Annotated in this window: 15 protein-coding genes and 2 tRNA genes; 6 read left to right on the plus strand and 11 right to left on the minus strand. The window is 71.5% G+C overall.

Features of this window, described 5'->3' with window-relative positions; genetic code table 11:
* The coding region (locus CCN44_RS28680) for an inositol monophosphatase family protein (protein WP_086700729.1) at positions 1–594 on the plus strand (594 nt) is incomplete at its 5' end.
* Between the two features lie 190 nt (positions 595–784).
* A complete protein-coding gene (locus tag CCN44_RS28685) occupies positions 785–1,180 on the plus strand; it encodes a CBS domain-containing protein (RefSeq protein WP_059252514.1) in 396 nt (131 codons plus the stop codon).
* A 66-nt stretch (positions 1,181–1,246) separates the two neighbouring features.
* Here CCN44_RS28685 and CCN44_RS28690 read toward each other — a convergent pair whose 3' ends face one another.
* Entirely contained in the window at positions 1,247–2,701 is a 1,455-nt protein-coding gene (locus CCN44_RS28690) for a catalase (RefSeq protein ID WP_059252513.1), read from the minus strand.
* Positions 2,702–2,846: 145 nt separating this feature from the next.
* Between CCN44_RS28690 and CCN44_RS28695 the strand changes: the two genes are divergently transcribed.
* Entirely contained in the window at positions 2,847–3,263 is a 417-nt protein-coding gene (locus tag CCN44_RS28695) for a Fur family transcriptional regulator (RefSeq protein WP_079081142.1), read from the plus strand.
* A 132-nt stretch (positions 3,264–3,395) separates the two neighbouring features.
* Here CCN44_RS28695 and CCN44_RS28700 read toward each other — a convergent pair.
* The 4 genes from CCN44_RS28700 to CCN44_RS28715 all read right to left on the minus strand — a co-directional run bounded on the left by CCN44_RS28700 (position 3,396) and on the right by CCN44_RS28715 (position 9,455).
* A tRNA-Met gene (locus CCN44_RS28700) sits at positions 3,396–3,469 on the minus strand.
* A gap of 866 nt (positions 3,470–4,335) precedes the next feature.
* Complete coding sequence (locus CCN44_RS28705; RefSeq protein WP_208639856.1) at positions 4,336–6,147, minus strand: tetratricopeptide repeat protein; 1,812 nt, start codon at positions 6,145–6,147, stop codon at positions 4,336–4,338.
* A 205-nt stretch (positions 6,148–6,352) separates the two neighbouring features.
* Positions 6,353–6,426: transfer RNA gene (locus CCN44_RS28710), tRNA-Met, on the minus strand.
* A gap of 41 nt (positions 6,427–6,467) precedes the next feature.
* Positions 6,468–9,455: a UPF0182 family membrane protein gene (locus CCN44_RS28715; protein ID WP_208639857.1), complete on the minus strand. Its 2,988-nt coding sequence runs from the start codon at positions 9,453–9,455 to the stop codon at positions 6,468–6,470.
* Between the two features lie 164 nt (positions 9,456–9,619).
* Between CCN44_RS28715 and CCN44_RS28720 the strand changes: the two genes are divergently transcribed.
* Positions 9,620–10,162, plus strand: coding sequence for a PPA1309 family protein (locus tag CCN44_RS28720; protein ID WP_059252509.1), 543 nt, complete (start codon positions 9,620–9,622; stop codon positions 10,160–10,162).
* A gap of 74 nt (positions 10,163–10,236) precedes the next feature.
* Here the strand turns inward: CCN44_RS28720 and CCN44_RS28725 are convergent, their stop codons facing one another.
* From CCN44_RS28725 to CCN44_RS28735, 4 genes are all read right to left on the minus strand, one after another.
* Positions 10,237–11,334 (minus strand): YlbL family protein, encoded by a 1,098-nt coding sequence (locus CCN44_RS28725; RefSeq protein ID WP_189397063.1) that lies wholly within the window; start codon positions 11,332–11,334, stop codon positions 10,237–10,239.
* Between the two features lie 50 nt (positions 11,335–11,384).
* Positions 11,385–11,558, minus strand: coding sequence for a hypothetical protein (locus tag CCN44_RS45205; protein WP_167404042.1), 174 nt, complete (start codon positions 11,556–11,558; stop codon positions 11,385–11,387).
* A 324-nt stretch (positions 11,559–11,882) separates the two neighbouring features.
* Positions 11,883–12,344 (minus strand): molybdenum cofactor biosynthesis protein MoaE, encoded by a 462-nt coding sequence (locus tag CCN44_RS28730; protein WP_086700737.1) that lies wholly within the window; start codon positions 12,342–12,344, stop codon positions 11,883–11,885.
* Between the two features lie 112 nt (positions 12,345–12,456).
* Entirely contained in the window at positions 12,457–13,569 is a 1,113-nt protein-coding gene (locus tag CCN44_RS28735; RefSeq protein ID WP_059252507.1) for an SDR family oxidoreductase, read from the minus strand.
* A 191-nt stretch (positions 13,570–13,760) separates the two neighbouring features.
* Here CCN44_RS28735 and CCN44_RS28740 point away from each other — a divergent pair, with 191 nt between their 5' ends.
* Positions 13,761–15,191, plus strand: a complete 1,431-nt coding sequence (locus CCN44_RS28740) for a zinc-dependent metalloprotease (RefSeq protein WP_086700740.1) — start codon at positions 13,761–13,763, stop codon at positions 15,189–15,191.
* Positions 15,188–15,709 (plus strand): NUDIX hydrolase, encoded by a 522-nt coding sequence (locus CCN44_RS28745; RefSeq protein ID WP_059252505.1) that lies wholly within the window; start codon positions 15,188–15,190, stop codon positions 15,707–15,709. The genes CCN44_RS28740 and CCN44_RS28745 overlap by 4 nt, the downstream gene beginning before the upstream one ends.
* A gap of 105 nt (positions 15,710–15,814) precedes the next feature.
* On the opposite strand, the gene CCN44_RS28750 is transcribed toward CCN44_RS28745, so the two are convergent.
* Both CCN44_RS28750 and CCN44_RS28755 read right to left on the minus strand, forming a co-directional pair.
* On the minus strand, positions 15,815–16,570 hold the full coding sequence (locus tag CCN44_RS28750) for an AIM24 family protein (protein WP_059252504.1): 756 nt from the start codon (positions 16,568–16,570) through the stop codon (positions 15,815–15,817).
* Positions 16,571–16,587: 17 nt separating this feature from the next.
* The coding region (locus tag CCN44_RS28755) for an AIM24 family protein (RefSeq protein WP_143650015.1) at positions 16,588–17,019 on the minus strand (432 nt) is incomplete at its 5' end.

A 17,019-nucleotide genomic window follows, 5' to 3' on the forward strand; every position in this document is an offset into this window, starting at 1 on the left:
GAGTACGGCGTCGAGGGCACCGGTCCCCGCCGCTGGGTGATCGACCCGATCGACGGCACCAAGAACTACGTCCGCGGTGTTCCGGTGTGGGCCACGCTCATCGCCCTGATGGAGGCGGGCGAAGGAGGCTACGAGCCCGTCGTCGGGGTCGTCTCCGCGCCCGCGCTCGGCCGCCGCTGGTGGGCCGCGAAGGGCCACGGCGCGTTCACCGGCCGCAACCTCACCGCCGCGACCCGGATCCACGCCTCCCGCGTCGGCAGGCTCGCGGACGCCTCCTTCGCGTACTCCTCGCTGTCCGGCTGGGAGGAGCAGGGCCGCCTGGACGGCTTCCTGGACCTCACCCGCCAGGTGTGGCGCACGCGCGCGTACGGTGACTTCTGGCCGTACATGATGGTCGCCGAGGGCTCCGTGGACCTCTGCGCCGAGCCGGAGCTGTCCCTGTGGGACATGGCCGCCAACGCGATCATCGTGACGGAGGCGGGCGGCACCTTCACCGGCCTCGACGGCCGTCCGGGCCCGCACAGCGGCAACGCGGCGGCCTCCAACGGCCTGCTCCACGACGAGCTGCTGGAGTATCTGAACCCGCGCCGCTGACCGCCCGCGGTACGTCGCGCGCGCCCTCGACGGGCGCTGCGCACCCCCTTGTTGACCCTCCCTTTACCTGGCACTCTGAGCCCACCCTCACTTGTGAACTTGTGCAGCGCTGAACCGGCGCCTTCGTCGCCGGGCTGCACCAGCCCAGGGATTCCTCGAGCCAGGGGTTCCTTAAGGAGGTGGCCTCTTCATGCTCGTCCGTGACGCCATGAGCACGGTGATACTCACCCTCGGCCCCGCCCACACCCTCCGCCAGGCAGCCACCCTGATGTCCGCCCGCCGTGTCGGCGCCGCGGTCGTTCTCGACCCGGACGCCGGCGGCATCGGCATCCTCACCGAACGCGACATCCTCAACTCGCTCGGCCTCGGCCAGAACCCGGACGCGGAACGCACCCACGCCCACACCACCACCGACGTCGTCTTCGCCGCCCCGACCTGGACCCTGGAGGAGGCGGCCCGTGCCATGACCCACGGCGGCTTCCGGCACCTGGTCGTCCTCGACCGCGGCGACGTGGCCGGGATCGTCTCCGTCCGCGACATCGTCCGCCGCTGGATCCCGGTCCGCGAGCCCACCCCCGCGCCCTGACACGCGAAAGCGGGCCGGACCCAGAGCACCGTGGGTCCGGCCCGCCCAGCCGCGAAGGCGGCCGGCTCAGCCGCGCAGCGCCTGCACCGCCGCCTCGAGCCGCTTGCCGAAGTCGGCGTCGGCGTTGCGGAAGTTGCCGATCGCGCGCTCGATGATGTCCTCGCGCGAGACCTGGGAGATCGCTCCCGCCAGGTTGGCGATCAGGCGCTCCTTCTCCGCCTCCGACATCAGCCGGTAGAGGTTGCCCGCCTGCACGAAGTCGTCGTCCTCGGCGTGCACGGGCGTCGGGTGGTTGCCGGTGCCGCCGGTGAAGCCGTCGAACGGCTGCCACAGCGGACGGCCGGTCTGCTGCGGCCCGCCGAAGCTGTTCGGCTCGTAGTTCTTCGCACCGCCGTGCCGGCCGTCGTAGAGGAAGCCGTCACGGGAGTTGGTGCGCGCCTCGGTGGCGTGCGGGCGGTTCACCGGCAGGTGGTCGGCGTTGATGCCGACGCGGTAGCGGTGGGCGTCGCCGTACGCGAAGAGCCGGCCCTGGAGCATCTTGTCGGGGGACGGGCCGATGCCGGGCACGAAGTGCGCCGGGGAGAAGATCGACTGCTCGACCTCGGCGAAGATGTTCTGCGGGTTGCGGTTCAGCTCCAGCTTGCCGATCTCGATGACCGGGTAGTCCGCGTGCGGCCACACCTTGGTCAGGTCGAACGGGTTGAAGCGGTACGTCGCCGCGTCCGCCGCCGGCATGATCTGCACGCCCACGGTCCAGCTCGGGAACTCGCCGCGCTCGATCGCCTCGCGCAGGTCGCGCTGGTGCGAGTCGGGGTCCTTGCCCGCGAGGACCTCGGCCTCCTCGGCGGTGAGGTTCTTGATCCCCTGGTCGGTCTTGAAGTGGTACTTGACCCAGAAGACCTCGCCGGCCTCGTTGTTCCACTGGAAGGTGTGCGAGCCGAAACCGTCCATGTGCCGGTACGACGCCGGGATGCCGCGGTCGCCGAACAGCCAGGTCACCTGGTGGGTGGACTCCGGCGACAGCGACCAGAAGTCCCACACGTTGTCGGCTTCGGTGCTGCCGGTGTACGGGTCGCGCTTCTGGGTGTGGATGAAGTCCGGGAACTTGATCGCGTCCCGGATGAAGAAGACCGGGGTGTTGTTGCCGACGAGGTCGTAGTTGCCCTCTTCGGTGTAGAACTTCAGCGCGAAACCGCGGGGGTCCCGGACAGCGTCCGCCGCGCCGAGGTTGCCCGCCACGGTGGAGAAGCGCAGGAACACCTCGGTCTGCTTGCCGACCTCGGAGAGGAAGGCCGCGCGCGTGTACGGCGTGACGTCGGCGGTCACGGTGAAGGTGCCGTACGCGCCGGCGCCGCGGGCGTGCACCACCCGCTCCGGGATGCGCTCCCGGTTGAAGTGGGCCAGCTTCTCCAGCAGCAGCTGGTCCTGGACGAGGACCGGCCCGCCGACGCCCGCCGTCTCGCTGTTCTGGTTGTCGGCGACCGGGGCACCGGCCTCCGTGGTGAGCGCTCCCTGCGTCACGTGCGCCTCCTGCGTCGTCACTGACTAGTCCTGTCCTGTGGCCAAAGCCGTTGTCGATCCTACAATGGACTCTGTCTAAGTCAAACAACAATCCAAAGTCACACCTATTCCCGACCTAGGGATGCTTCCTGTTAGGCTGGTGGCCATGAGCGACCTTCTGGAACGGCTGCGTGGACGCGGATGGCGGATGACCGCGCAGCGGCGCGTGGTGGCCGAGGTCCTGAACGGCGAGCACGTCCACCTGACGGCGGACGAGGTCCACGCACGGGCCGTCGCGAAGCTGCCCGAGATCTCCCGGGCGACCGTCTACAACACCCTGGGCGAGCTGGTCTCGCTCGGCGAGGTGCTGGAAGTCACGACGGACAAGCGCGCCAAGCGGTACGACCCGAACGCGCACCGGCCGCACCACCACCTGGTGTGCGCCCGCTGCGGCGCGATCCGCGACGTGCACCCGAGCGGCAACCCCCTGGCCGACCTCCCCGACTCCGAGCGCTTCGGCTTCACGGTGTCGGACGTCGAGGTGACGTACCGGGGGCTGTGCCCGAACTGCGCGAGCGCGTAGCACACCGCTTCCCTGGAGCCCCGGCATCCGCCGGGGCTCTTCGCGTATGCGTGCCGGTCGCGGAAGACGGCACGCACCACGAAAACACCGAGGGCCGGAACCCATCTCTGGATTCCGGCCCTCGGCCTTCAGTAGCGGGGACAGGATTTGAACCTGCGACCTCTGGGTTATGAGCCCAGCGAGCTACCGAGCTGCTCCACCCCGCGTCGGTGAACACGACACTACGTGACGCGCGCACCGGGATGCAAATCGCTTGGCCGGGAGGACCCGCGGCCGGACCGAAAGGTGACGGGGGTCACGCCGACAGGGGCAACAGGGGTCGGGGCAGGCCGAGGAGACCGGGTCACGCCGACAGGCGGTCGGGGGCGCACCAGGAAGGCCGGAGTCACGTCCGGAGGCGGCCGGAGGGCATGCCAAGACGTCGGAAGGCACGCCGGCAGGAGGCCCAATCCACACCGCAGGCGGTCGGGCGCGTCGAGAAGACCGGAGCCACGCGACAGGCGGCCGAGATCACGCCGCCAGGCAGTCGGTCACGCCAAGAAGACCCGAGCCACGCCGACAGGCGGCCGGGATCACGCCGATGCGCGGACTGGGGCACACCGGCAGGCGGCCGGGTCACGTGGGAAGCGACCCGGATCCGCCGACAGGCGGCTGGGGCCGGCGCTGGGCGGCCAGGCCGAGAGGTGCCGGCGCCCCGCCGACAGGACCGAGGCCACCAGGGAAGCAGCCCGGGCGCGCTGGCAGGCGGCCAGGGTCACGCCGACCGGAGGCCCGAGCCGCGTCGGCAGCCGACGGGGGCACTCGCGAAGCAACCTGGACACACCGGCAGGAGGCTGGGGCCGGCGCTGGGCGGCCAGCCTGAGAGGCGCCGGCGCCCCGCCGACAGGACCGAGGCCACCAGGGAAGCAGCCCGGGCGCGCCGGCAGGCGGCCGGGGTAACGCCGACCGGAGGCCCGAGCCGCGTCGGCAGGCGACGGGGGCACTCGGGAAGCGGCCTGGGCACGCCGGCAGGCGGCCGGGGTCACGCCGGCAGGCGGCCGGGGTCACGCCGGCAGGCAGCCCGCGGGCGGGGTCACGCGGAAAGTTCCTCGCGTAGTGCGTCCCGCAGTCGCGCCGCGCGCTCGGCCACCTCCGCCGGCCCCAGGGCCACCGCCCGGTCGGCCCACCGCTGCCCCTCCGCCAGCTCACCGCGACGCGCGTAGACGAGGGCCAGCCGCAGTGCCGCCCGTCCGTGCCCGGCGTCCGCGGCCCGGGTCCACCACACCGCCGCCTCGGGCTCGCTGCCCTCGCGGGCGAGCAGCAGCCCCAGGTTGAAGGCGCCGTTGCGCGAGCCGGCCTCGGCCGCCGCCCGGTACCAGCGTGCCGCCTCCACCACGTCGCCCCGGGCCGCCGCGAGCATGCCGACCCGGACCTGCGCCCGCCGGTGCCCCTGCGAGGCGGCACGCTCGTACCACTCCTCGCACTCGGTCTTCTCCTGCACGATCTCCCCCAGCTCGTGCGCGGGCTCCGGCGGCCGGCGCGCGTCGAGCAGGGTGGCCAGCCGGTATGCGCCCTCCGCGCTGCCGCCGCCCGCCGCACAGCGCAAGTGCCGTTCGGCCTCCTGCTCGTCGCCCTCGCGCAGCCGGGCGATCCCGACCTGGAGCGCGGCCTCGGCGTGCCCGGCGGCCGCCGCCCGCTCGTACCAGCGCAGCGCCATCTCGTCCTCGCCGCGTCCGGCGTAGAGGATGCCGAGGTTGAACGCGGCGTCCACGCTGCCGGCCTCGGCCGCCTTGGAGAACCACGGCTCGGCCCCGGTGGTGTCGCCGCCCTGGAGGAGCAGGATGGCCAGCGCGTTCGCGGCCTCCCGGTGCCCGGCGTAGGCGGCCCGCCGGTACCATTGCTCGGCCTGCGCGGTCCGTCCCTGCTCGGCGCAGAGCAGCCCGAGGTTGTAGGCGCCGTTGTCGTCGCCGGCGTCCAGCGCGGCCCGGTACCAGCGCTCGGCGGTCTGGGTCTCGCCGCGCTCGGCGTGCAGCGCGCCCAGCGCGTTGGCCGCGTTGCCGTCGCCCTCCTGGGCGGCGCGCAGCCACCACACGGCCGCGCTCTCGGTGTCGCCGGCGTCGCGCAGCAGGAAGCCGAGCGCGCAGGCGGCCCGCGGCTCGCCGTCCTTGGCCGAGGTCAGGTACCAGCGGCCGGCCTCCTTCAGTTCGCCGCGCTTCTCCAGGATCGCCCCGAGGTGCAGCGCGGCCCGGCGGTGCCCGCGCGCGGCGGCCTGCCGGTACCACTGCTCGGCCTCCGCGACAGCGTTGTCGCCCGCGGTCTCCTCCCCGGGGCCGGCCGTGCGGTCGAGCGCGCGCGCCAGCCGGTAGGCGGCCTCCCGGTGGCCGCGCTCGGCGGCGGCCCGCATCCAGTGCCGGGCGGCGACGTCCCCGCGGTGCTCCAGCAGGTCGGCGAGCGCGTAGGCGCCGAGGACATGGCCCTGCTCGGCGGACTGGCGCAGCCAGTACTCGGCGGCCGGTTCGTCGCCGCGCTCGCGGTGGTGGCGGCCCAGCGCGTGCGCGGCGGCGGCGGAGCCGGCCACGGCGGCGATCCGCCACCAGCCGGCCGCCTCCTCGGGATAACCGCGCTGGTGCAGCAGGACGCCCAGGTTGTTGGCGGCGGCCCGGTCGCCGGCCGCGGTGGCCGCGCGCAGGTGGGGTTCGGCTCCGTCGAGGTCGCCGCGGCGCAGCAGCATGGCTCCGAGGACACTCGCCGCCTCGGCGTCACCGCTCTGCGCGGCGAGCGCGAGGCGCGTCTCCTCGGCGGCCTCCCCCATGTCCACCATCTCGTCGCGGGCCGGCTCCGTACCGGAAGGCTGCACAAATCGCCCTGTCTCGAACAGAGTTGCCTTGTCCCCCATAACGTCCATCGTCGCACCACCTGCAACCTGGGTACACCCGGTATACCGCAGCCCGTGAGGTCACTTCAGCGTTTTGTCGACATGCCCACAGGGAGACAAGTCAAACACACACCGCCCAACTCCCCACGGCGGCGCGGCCGTCCCTCCCCTCAGTACATGAGTTCGCACACCACGAAGGCCCGGATCCCTGTTGGATCCGGGCCTTCGACTTCAGTAGCGGGGACAGGATTTGAACCTGCGACCTCTGGGTTATGAGCCCAGCGAGCTACCGAGCTGCTCCACCCCGCGCCGTTGCTCGTCAACCGTACCACGGCGCGGAGGGGTCTTGATCAGCTCCCGTTCTTGTCGCCGCTCTGCTCGCTGTTCTTCTCGTTGTTCTTCTCGTTGTTCTTCTCGCCGGCCTTGTCGCCGTCCTGCTCGCCGCTCCCGGCCTTGTCGCCGTTCTTTCCGCCGGTCCGGTCGGCCTTGGCCTGCGCCTCCTCGGCCCGCTTCAGCGCGTCCTGAAGATCCTTCTGCGCCTTGGCGTACGCGTCCCAGTCCGGCCCGTCCTTCAGCGCCTGCTGCCCGGCGTCGAAGGCCTTCTGGGCGTCCTCCAGCGCCTGTTTGACCGTCGGATCGCTGGTGCCGGGCGGGACGGTGGTGCCGGTCTCCGGTGGCTTGGGGGCCGAACTCTTCGTCCCGAAGACCTTGTCGAGCGCCTCGCCCAGGGTGTTCTCGAACGCGGTCCGGCCCTCGTAGGTGACCAGCACCTTGCGCAGCAGCGGGTACTTCAGGCCACCGCCGCGTACGTAGACCGGCTCCACGTAGAGCAGGCCGCCGTCCAGGGGAACGGTCAGCAGGTTGCCGTACTCGACCTCCGAGTCGCCGCCCTTGAGGAGCTTGATCGCGGCGGCGATGTCCTGTTCGGAGTTGAACTGGCTCTGGACCTGTTTCGGTCCGTCGACGGTCGTACGCGTCGGCAGTTTCAGGATTCTGATCTTGCCGTAGTCGGAGGTGCCGGCTTCGGCGTCGACCGACATGAACGCGCTCAGGTTGTAACGCCCGTTGGGTGTGAACGTCGTCGACAGGGAGAACGCCTGCCGGTCCTGGCCCGGCATCTTCATGCTCAGGTAGTAGGGCGGCACCGCGTTGCCCGACTTGTTGGTCGGGTCGTCCGGCACCTGCCACACCTCACTGCCGGTGAGGAAGGTCTCGGCGTCCGTCACGTGGTAGCGGGTGAGCAGCTCCCGCTGCACCTTGAACAGGTCCTGCGGGTAGCGCAGGTGGTCCATCAGGTCCCCGGAGATCGCGCTCTTGGGCTGCACCGTGTCGGGGAACGCCTTCATCCAGGTCTTGAGCACCGGGTCCTTGGTGTCCCACTGGTACAGCTTGACCTCGCCGGTGTACGCGTCGACCGTCGCCTTCACCGAGTTGCGGATGTAGTTGACCTGGTTCTGCTGGGCCACCACCGCGCGCGAGTTGTTCGTCGCCGTCAGCGAGTCGGCCGTCGTGTCCCCGAGGGTCGTCCGCGAGGAGTACGGGTAGCCGTTGGTGGTCGTGTACGCGTCGACGATCCACTGGATGCGGCCCTTGACGACGGCCGGGTAGGCGTCGCCGTCGATGGTCAGCCAGGGGGCGACCGCCTCGACGCGCTCCTTGGGCGTGCGGTTGTACAGGATCCGCGAGCCCTTGCCGATGGCGCCCGAGTAGAGGATCTGCGGCTCGTTGAACGCGACCGCGTACGCGGCCCGGTTGATCGGGTTGTCGAGGTTGACCCCGCTGTTGCCGCGGTAGCTGGTGGTCTTCTCGCCGTCGTCGTCGGAGTAGTCGATCTCCTTCTGGGGACCGCCGACGATGGAGTAGGTGGTGGTCTTCTCGCCGTAGTAGACCCGCTGCTCGTACGTGCCGAGGTCGCCCTGGGAGGGCAGGTCGTACTCGGTGAAGACCGGCTCGCCGTTGGCGTTGGCCTCGGTGCCCTTGGCGGCGACCACGCCGAAGCCGTGCGTGTAACGGAAGTGGTCGTTGATCCAGTTGTTCTTCGGGATGCCGTCGAGGTTCAGCTCGCGCAGGCCGAGGACGGTGTCCTGCTCCTTGCCGTCCTTGGTCGGGTACCGGTCGACGTCCAGGTTGGTCGGGAACCCGTAGTAGTTCTTCATCTGCTGGAGCACCTGGAACGTCGGCGAGACGATGTTCGGGTCCAGGATGCGGATGCTCGCGGCGTCGTTCGCCTCGTCGCGGAGCTTGGCCTTGTCCGTGGTGGCCGACTTGCCCGCGTACTCGCTGACCTCGGTGTCGTCGATGCCGTACGCCTCGCGGGTCGCCTTCAGGTTCTTCTGGACGTACGGTGCCTCCTTCGCCTGCTCGTTCGGCTGGACCTGGAACTTCTGCACGATGGCCGGGTACAGGCCGCCGATCAGGATCGCCGACAGCACCATCAGGCCGAAGCCGATGACCGGCAGCTGCCAGGTGCGCCGCCACAGGGTGGCGAAGAACAGCAGCGCGCAGATGACGGCGATGCAGAACAGGATCGTCTTGGCCGGCAGGTAGGCGTTGGCGTCGACGTAGCGCAGGCCGGTCCAGTTGTCGGTGGCCTTGAAGTCGCTGGACTTGACCGCGAGGCCGTACCGGTCGAGCCAGTAGGCGACCGCCTTGAGGGCGACGAAGATGCCGAGCAGCACCGACAGGTGTCCGGTCGCGGCGGCCGTGGCGCGGGCGCCCGGGCTGGTGACGCGCAGCCCGCCGTACAGGTAGTGGGTGAGCGCGGCGGCGATCAGGGACAGGATGGCGGCGGCGAAGCCGAAGCCCAGCAGGAAGCGGTACCAGGGCAGGTCGAAGGCGTAGAAGGCGACGTCCAGGTGGAACTGGGGGTCCTTCTCGTGGAAGGGCACGCCGTTGACCCACATCAGCCAGATCCGCCACTGGCTCGACGCCGAGGCGCCCGCGATCAGCCCGACCAGGGCGGTGATGGCGAGCAGCAGCCACTTCTTGTACGGCGCGATGGCCATGCGGTAGCGGTCGAGGCTCTGCTGCTCCATGGACATGGCGCTGAGCGGGGGCCGCAGCCGGTGCGCGAGCCAGATGTTGAGGCCGACCGCGACCGCCATCAGCAGGCCGAAGACGAAGAACAGCCCGATCTTGGTCGTCAGGGTGGTGGTGAACACGGACGAGTAGTGCACCGACCGGTACCACAGCCAGTCCGTCCAGAAGCCCGCGAACATGGTGAACGCCATGCCGAGCACGGCAAGGACGCCCAGTGTCACGAGCAGGGTCCTCACCCTCCGGGACGGGCGGCCCGCTCTGATCCGTGGCCCCGTCGGGCCTCCGCCGCGGTCCGGCATCTGGAAAGCCAAGGTGCGCACCTCGAAGTTCGCTGTCGATCCGTCAGACCCTCGGGTTCGCGGGCCCGCCGTGGCCCCCCGTGTACGCGGGCCCACACCTATGCAACTTACTCATCGTTTACTCGGTTCCCGATTCCGGCCGGGAACGAGGCAGGATTGTGACCATGTCCAACACTCCCATGGCAGCGAGCCCGCTCACCCGGGCCGTACTCGAGATCGACGAGTACGTCTCCGGCCTCGGCTGGGACCAGCCCGCTCGCCTCTTCGCCCTCGTAGACACCGCACGGCTGCGGGCTCAGGAACCTTCGCTCGCGGCCCAGCTGGGCCTGGGGGACGAGTCCGAGACCAGCGGTCTCACCCCGATCGAGCAGGACGAGATCCCGTCCGGCAAGCCGCTCGACGAGTTCCTCGGCACCATCGCCTGGCCTGACGCGGTGACCGGCTGCGCGCTCGCCGTGGAGCGCCTGATGCTGCCGCCGTCCGCCGAGGCCCAGGTCCCCTCCGGCCTGTCCGAGGCCAAGCTGGCCGAGTGGGTGGCCCGGCACCCCGAGCGCCAGGAGGTCCGTATGACGGTGGCCGTGCTGCGCGACGGCAGCCGCGAGTCGGCGCTGCGGCTGCGCGAGAAGGACTCCCCGACGGAGGTGCTGACCGGCCCCGACCTGGTGCCGGGCCTCGCGGAGGCGCTGGCGGCGACGTTCGCGGACTGATCCGGCTGCGCCGGGGTACGGCGATGGGGGCGCCCCTGGTGTCAGGGAGCGCCCCTCGCCGTGCCGGGGTCCGCTCAGCCCTTGGTGGTGCACTTCGGCAGGTCGGCGGTGTCGCCGCTGCGGATGTCCTTCAGCGCGCCGAGGGCGTCGCCGATGGTCTTGACCTTGACCAGGGTGAGCCCGCTCGGGGTGTCCTTGGCGGCTGCCGCGCAGTTGTCGGCGGGCGTCAGGAAGTACCGGGCGCCCTTGCTGCGCGCGCCGACGGTCTTCATCTCGACGCCGCCGATCGGGCCGACGGTGCCGTTGTCGTCGATGGTGCCGGTGCCGGCGACGAACCTGCCGCCGGTGAGGTTGCCGGGGGTGAGCTTGTCGTAGATGCCGAGGGCGAACATCAGGCCGGCGCTGGGTCCGCCGACGTCGGCGAGCTTGATGTCGATGGTGAACGGGAAGGTGTGGTCGGTCCCGGCGGAGATGCCGACGACGGCCCGCTCGGCCCCGCTGTCGTCGGAGGTCTTCGTGGTGATCGTGACGTCCTGTGTGCCGGTGGGCGTCCGGTGGGCCTTCTCGGCGGCGGCCTGCTCCTTGGCCGGGACGACGGTGAAGACGGTCTTCTGCCCGGGCTTGTGCTTGGTCACCAGCTTGGCGACGTCGGCCGGCTGCTTGACCGCCGTACCGTCCACGGCCTTGATCACATCGCCGGCGTGCAGCTTGCCCTCGGCCGGGGAGTCCTTGACGACCGTGGAGACGATCACCCAGGACTTCACCGGGATGCCCAGCTCCTTCAGGGCGGCGACCTTGGCGCTCTCCTGGGACTGGCTGAACTCCTCGGCGTTCTCCTGGGTGGACTGCTCCTCCGTCTTGCCGTCCGGGTAGAGCGTGTCGTGCGGGACGATCTTGCTGTCGTGCGCGAGCCAGCCGTAGACGGCCTCGACGAGGTTCATCCGGTAGTCGGCGCTGGTGACCCGGACGGTGGTCATGTTGAGATGGCCGTCCGTGGGATAGGTCGTGTGCCCGGAGATCTGCAGCACCGGCTCGCCGTCGTGCTCCCCGAGCGTGTTCACGGTCGGGCCGGGAGACATCTCCGCGTACGGCACGGGGATGAGCACTCCCGCGCACAGGAGCGCGATCAGCATCAGGGTCGAGGCGAGCATCGTCGCGGTGCGGCGTGGCATGCCTCGACAGTACGGGACGCCTCTGTCAGCGCACCGTCAGGGCACCCCCGTCACGCGCCGCGCGCGCCCGTGCGGGACTTCTCCATGGCCTCCCGGAACCGGGCGTATCCGTCCAGCTCAGGGCCGTCGCTCCGGGCCTTCCGGGTCCGGTTGGCCCACGTGCCCCACAGTCCACCGCCGATCGCAGCCACAAGCGGAATCAGCAGCCAGACAAGCACCCCCATGCCGACCTCCCATAGACCATGAGCGTCCGCGACTGACTGATCAGCAGATTAACCATCCGCACGGACAACGCTCACGCTAGGGTGCCGGTTACGCAACCGCAGGGGAGCGTGTGCCGGATGTGACGCCTTCGGGGGACGGGGCGGCCCCCGGACGGGCACCGGCAGGCCCGCCGTTCGGCCCAGTGGGCGCCTTCCGGGCCGGCAGGCACGCGGGTTCACCTCAAGGGGCGTTTTTCAGACCGGCACGCGCCCGTTCGGCTCCGCGGGCGCCCTTCCCTTCGGCGGCTCTCCGCGCGTCCGTCGGGTCGGCGGGCGGCCTCCGGGTCAGCAGGCGCCGACCCACTCCTCCGTGCCGTCCGAGAACTTCTGGTGCTTCCAGATGGGCACCTCGTGCTTGAGGTCGTCGATCAGCTTGCGGCAGGCGTCGAAGGCCTCCGCGCGGTGCGGGCAGGCCACGGCGACGACGACGGCGAGATCCCCCACGCGCAGGTCCCCCACCCGGTGGACGGCGGCCAGCGCGCGCACGGGGTGGTCGGCGACGACCTTCTCGGCGATCCGCCGCATCTCGGCCTCGGCGCTGGGATGGCAGGAGTATCCGAGGGCGTCGACGTCGGCGCCCCCGTCGTGGTTCCGCACGGTCCCCACGAACAGCGCGACACCCCCGGCCGCGTCGTCCCCGACGGCCCGGAACACCTCGTCCACGGAGAGCGGCGTCTCCCGGATGCCGATCAGCTTGATGGGGTCCTGGGCGGCCCGCTCGCCGGGGTGGTCGTTCGTCTGCGCCATGCCCCCCATCGTGCCGTACGCGTCCGGCTTCGGGGAATACGCGTTTCGCCCGGCACGCGCGCGGGGCGTTTTGGAGTGTCCTACGACGCCGCCGCGCCCGGCACCGGGCACCTCACACCCGCCGCCGGGCCTTCCGGGCCCGCCGTACGACGGCCGCCGCGCCCAGCAGGGCGACCGTCGCGCCCGCCGCTCCCGCGGCCGTCGCGTCCTTGCGTCCCAGTCGCCGCCCGGCCACCGTGTGCCGCCCGGAGACCTCCTCCAGCAGCTCCGCGAGGACCTCCTCGTTGGTCCATTTCGGCCGCCACCCGGCGTCGTGCAGCCGGCTCCCGCTGACCACCCAGGGGTACATCGTGTACGCGAGGTCGCCCGCCGGGGACGGGGTGAGGCCGATCCGGTGCAGCCGGGCCGCCGCGCCGAGCGCGACCGCCGACGGCAGCTCCATCCGCCGGATCCCGCTCAGCTCCTCGACCTCCTCCTGCTCCAGCCATCCGTCGCAGCCGACGGCCAGCTCCCCGTCGACCTTCTCCAGGACGGCGTACTCCAGGGCGCTGCACAGGTCCTCGACATGGCAGAACTGCCACGCGGGCCGCGACCCGGCGACGACCAGCAGCCGCGGCGACTCGAAGTACCTGGTCAGCGCGGTGTCGGTGCCGCCGACCAGGACGGCCGGGCGGACCACGGTGACGTTCAGCCCCGGATGCGCGCGCGGCGCCCGCCGCGCCAGCCGTTCGATCTCCAGCAGGTCCCCGACCCCGGTCGCCTCGGCGGTCGCGCGCAGTTCGGCGTCCTCCGACAGGGGCAGCTCGTTGTCCGGCAGCGCGCCGTAGACCATCGCCGAGGTGCACAGCACCACGCGGTGCACCCCGGCCGCCGCGGCGGCGGTCAGGACGGTCTGGGTCCCCCGGACGTTGTAAGCCGTGCGCGCCGCCGGATCGGTCTCCAGGTCGAGGTCGAGCGCGAGGTGGACGACCACGTCGGCGCCCCGCAGCTTGTCGGCGATGGCGGGGTCGCGCACGTCGAGGATGTGCCACTGCGCGTCGGCGCACTCGCCGCGCCGCTCGTCGATGGCGACGACCTGTTTGATCTCCTCGGAGGCGGCGAGCCGCTCGGTGAGCAGGGCGCCGACCCCGGTGGCGGCGCCGGTCACCGCGACGACGGGTCCGCGCACGGCGGGAGAGGTTGACGGGTTTCGCGCTGCGCGAACCTGTGGATCTGGGGAACTCACCGGGCGTCTCCAGCGGTTGTCTTCAGTACGGGCGCGAGTGACGCGTACGTACCAGGTGCATCCATCCTGCCGCAGGCCTTCCGCAGGCGAAGCACCGAGGCCCGATCGGGTCCGGGTGTCTACGCTGGGTGGTGTTGTCGGGCAGCCGCGCCGCCGGAGGAAACCGGTGGCCTTACCAGCCGAGGAATCCCGTGAGTGACACCCCATTCGGTTTCGGCCTTCCGCCGGAGGAGCCGGAAGACGGCGACGAGGGCAAGAAGAAGGACCAGCAGAGCGGTGGTGGGCAGGGACCGGCCAATCCGTTCGGTTTCGGCGGCCTGCCCGGAGCCGGCGGCTTTGGCGGCCCCGGCGCCGACAACCCGCTCGCTGCCATGTTCGGTTCCCTGAACCCCACCGACCTGGGCGCCGCGTTCCAGCAGCTGGGCCAGATGCTCTCGTACGAGGGCGGGCCGGTGAACTGGGACATGGCCAAGCAGATCGCCCGCCAGACGGTCGCCCAGGGCGCCCCGGACGGCTCCAAGGACGCCAGCGTCGGCCCGGCCGAGCGCCGGGCGGTGGAGGAGGCCGTGCGCCTGGCCGACCTGTGGCTGGACGACGCGACGTCCCTGCCGTCGGGCTCCGCCTCGGCGGTGGCCTGGTCGCGCGCGGAGTGGGTCGAGGCGACCCTGCCCGCCTGGCAGGAGCTGGTCGATCCGGTCGCCGAGCGGGTCGGCGCGGCCATGGGTGACGTCCTGCCGGAGGAGATGCAGGCCATGGCGGGCCCGCTGATCGGCATGATGCGCTCGATGGGCGGCGCCATGTTCGGCACGCAGATCGGGCAGGCCGTGGGCGTGCTCGCGGGCGAGGTCGTCGGCTCCACCGACATCGGTCTGCCGCTCGGCCCGGCCGGCCGGGCCGCGCTGCTGCCGGCGAACGTGGAGGCGTTCGGCAAGGACCTGGGCGTGCCGCAGGAGGAGGTGCGGCTCTACCTGGCCCTGCGGGAGGCCGCCCACCAGCGTCTGTTCGCGCACGTGCCGTGGCTGCGCTCGCACCTGTTCGGCGCGGTCGACGGCTACGCGCGCGGGATCAAGGTCGACACGGCCAAGCTGGAGGACGTGGTCGGCCAGTTCGACCCGCAGAACCCGGAGCAGTTGCAGGACGCGCTGCAGCAGGGCATGTTCCAGCCGGAGGACACGCCGGAGCAGAAGGCCGCCCTGGCCCGTCTGGAGACCGCTCTCGCGCTCGTCGAGGGCTGGGTCGACGCGGTGGTCCACACCGCCGCGAAGCCCCGTCTGGGATCGGCCGACGCCCTGCGTGAGACGCTGCGCCGCCGCCGCGCGACCGGTGGCCCGGCGGAGCAGACGTTCGCCACGCTGATCGGCCTGGAGCTGCGCCCGCGCCGGCTGCGCGACGCCTCCCGTCTGTGGGCCTCGCTCACGGACGCGCGCGGGGTGGACGGCCGGGACGGCCTGTGGGCCCACCCGGACATGCTGCCGACCGCGACCGACCTGGACGACCCGGACGGCTTCGTCCACCGCGAGCAGCTGGACTTCTCCGAGCTGGACAAGATGCTCGGCGAGGCCGCCCGCAAGCCGGACCTGCGCAAGAAGGACGACGACACCGAGGGCGACGACACCGAGTGAGCCTGTACGACGACGCGGTCCTCGTCCTGAAGGAGTACGAGGGCCAGGACGAGCTGCGCCAGGCCTACCTGGACCACCTCGCGGCGCACCCGGACGGCATGTGGAAGGCCTGTGAGGCGGGCCACGTCACGGCCAGTGCCCTGGTCGTCGATCCCGAGCACGGCCGGGTGCTGCTCACCCTGCACCGGAAGCTGCGGATGTGGCTGCAGATGGGCGGCCACTGCGAGCCGGGCGACGCCACGCTGCGGGCGGCGGCCCTGCGCGAGGCGACGGAGGAGTCCGGTGTCGCCGGGCTGACGCCGCTGCCCGGCGGCCCGGTGCGGCTGGACCGGCATCCGATCCCGGCGCCCTGCACCTGGCACTACGACGTGCAGTACGCGGTCCTGGCGCCGCCCGGCGCGGTGCAGCAGATCAGCGACGAGTCCCTCGACCTGCGCTGGTTCGCCTACGACGAGGTGGCGGGCGTGGCCGACGAGTCGGTGGTCCGGCTGGTGGAGGCGACCCGCGCCAGGCTCTGAGCGGGTTCCCGCGCCGGGCTCCGACCGGATCCCCGCGCCGCGCCCTGAACGGGTAAGGGGTGGCCGCCAAGGCGGCCACCCCTTACGTGCGCCGTCCGGGCGCGCTCAGCTCCAGACGTTGCCCTGGTTCTGGCCGCGCGCCCCCTGCTGGCCCATGCCGAACTGGGCGGCGACGCCCTGCCCGATCACGGCGTTCTGCGGCGGCAGCAGCTCGCTGGGCTGCACGAGCACGAACCCGGAGCCCATGAAGCTCAGCTCCCAGCCCTCGCCGGTGTTGCCGCGCCGCCGCCACACGCCGGAGGAGTGCGTCTGGGCCTGCATCTGCACGCGCAGCCCGGTGGACCAGGCCACGATCGCGTCGGCGTCGCAGTTGACGTACCTGTCGGGCGTGACCTGCATCAGCAGCGGGGCACCCGAGGTCATCAGGGCGACCTTGCCGCGCCCGGTGATGTTGAGCTGGTACTTGCCGGAGCCGGAGATGCCGTAGAGGCTGTCGACGGCGATGACCTCGTGGTGCAGCGAGGAGTCCATGGCTAGGACGTAGGAGCTGTCGACGGTCAGCCCGTCCTGCTCGACGTCCATGATGTGCACGTGCTGGGCGAGGTTGGCGAGGTAGACGGTGCCCTGGCCGTGGCAGCGCATCAGGTCCAGGCCCTCGCCGGTGTGCGCACGCGCGCGTGCCTGGCCGTTGCTGCGGTACTCGGCGTCGAACTCGACCAGGCCCTGGTAGGCGACCATGGTGCCCTTGCGGGCGAGAAGGTCGTCGTGGCCCTCCAGGGCGACCCGGAGCATCTGCTTGTTCTGCAGGCTCCAGCGCTCCTGCGTCTGGAGGTCGTTGTGCGCGAAAAGCGGGCTCTGCATGGTGTTCTGGCTCCCCCTCAGCCCCGGATCCGGAGGCGGTCGGTGCTGTCCTCGCTGGGCTGGACGACGACGATGCCCTGGCCGGAGAAGGCCATCTGGTAGGCCTCGCCGCTGCCTCGGCCGATCAGCGACTGGGCCTTGAAGCTGCGCTTGCCCTTCACCTTCAGGTTCGGCGACCAGGCGACGAGCGCGTCCGGGTCGACGTAGGTCTCGTCCTCGCCGCCGCCGCAGTCCACGACGATCGGCTTGCCCCGGGAGGTGAGCGCCACCCAGCCCTGCCCGGAGATCTTCGTGTTCCACAGGCCCTGACCGGCGAACTTCGCGAGCCCCTTCACACGCTCCACGCCCCAGGTCAGGTGTGCGTCGAAGGCGAGGAGGTTGGTGGCGTTGACGGAGATGCCGTCGCCGCCCAGGTTGATCACGACGACGTCGGCGCCGTAGTCGGCGAG

The organism is Streptomyces tricolor (assembly GCF_002155905.1).
GTDB classification, from domain to species: domain Bacteria; phylum Actinomycetota; class Actinomycetes; order Streptomycetales; family Streptomycetaceae; genus Streptomyces; species Streptomyces tricolor.

Coding starts and splice junctions, on each gene's coding strand:
- CCN44_RS28725 (WP_189397063.1), bottom strand. CDS start 11,334: ATGCCACGCCGCACCGCGACGATGCTCGCCTCGACCCTGATGCTGATC.
- CCN44_RS28715 (WP_208639857.1), bottom strand. CDS start 9,455: ATGCCGGACCGCGGCGGAGGCCCGACGGGGCCACGGATCAGAGCGGGC.
- CCN44_RS28685 (WP_059252514.1), top strand. CDS start 785: ATGCTCGTCCGTGACGCCATGAGCACGGTGATACTCACCCTCGGCCCC.
- CCN44_RS28695 (WP_079081142.1), top strand. CDS start 2,847: ATGAGCGACCTTCTGGAACGGCTGCGTGGACGCGGATGGCGGATGACC.
- CCN44_RS45205 (WP_167404042.1), bottom strand. CDS start 11,558: ATGGGGGTGCTTGTCTGGCTGCTGATTCCGCTTGTGGCTGCGATCGGC.
- CCN44_RS28705 (WP_208639856.1), bottom strand. CDS start 6,147: ATGGACGTTATGGGGGACAAGGCAACTCTGTTCGAGACAGGGCGATTT.
- CCN44_RS28720 (WP_059252509.1), top strand. CDS start 9,620: ATGTCCAACACTCCCATGGCAGCGAGCCCGCTCACCCGGGCCGTACTC.
- CCN44_RS28750 (WP_059252504.1), bottom strand. CDS start 16,570: ATGCAGAGCCCGCTTTTCGCGCACAACGACCTCCAGACGCAGGAGCGC.
- CCN44_RS28730 (WP_086700737.1), bottom strand. CDS start 12,344: ATGGCGCAGACGAACGACCACCCCGGCGAGCGGGCCGCCCAGGACCCC.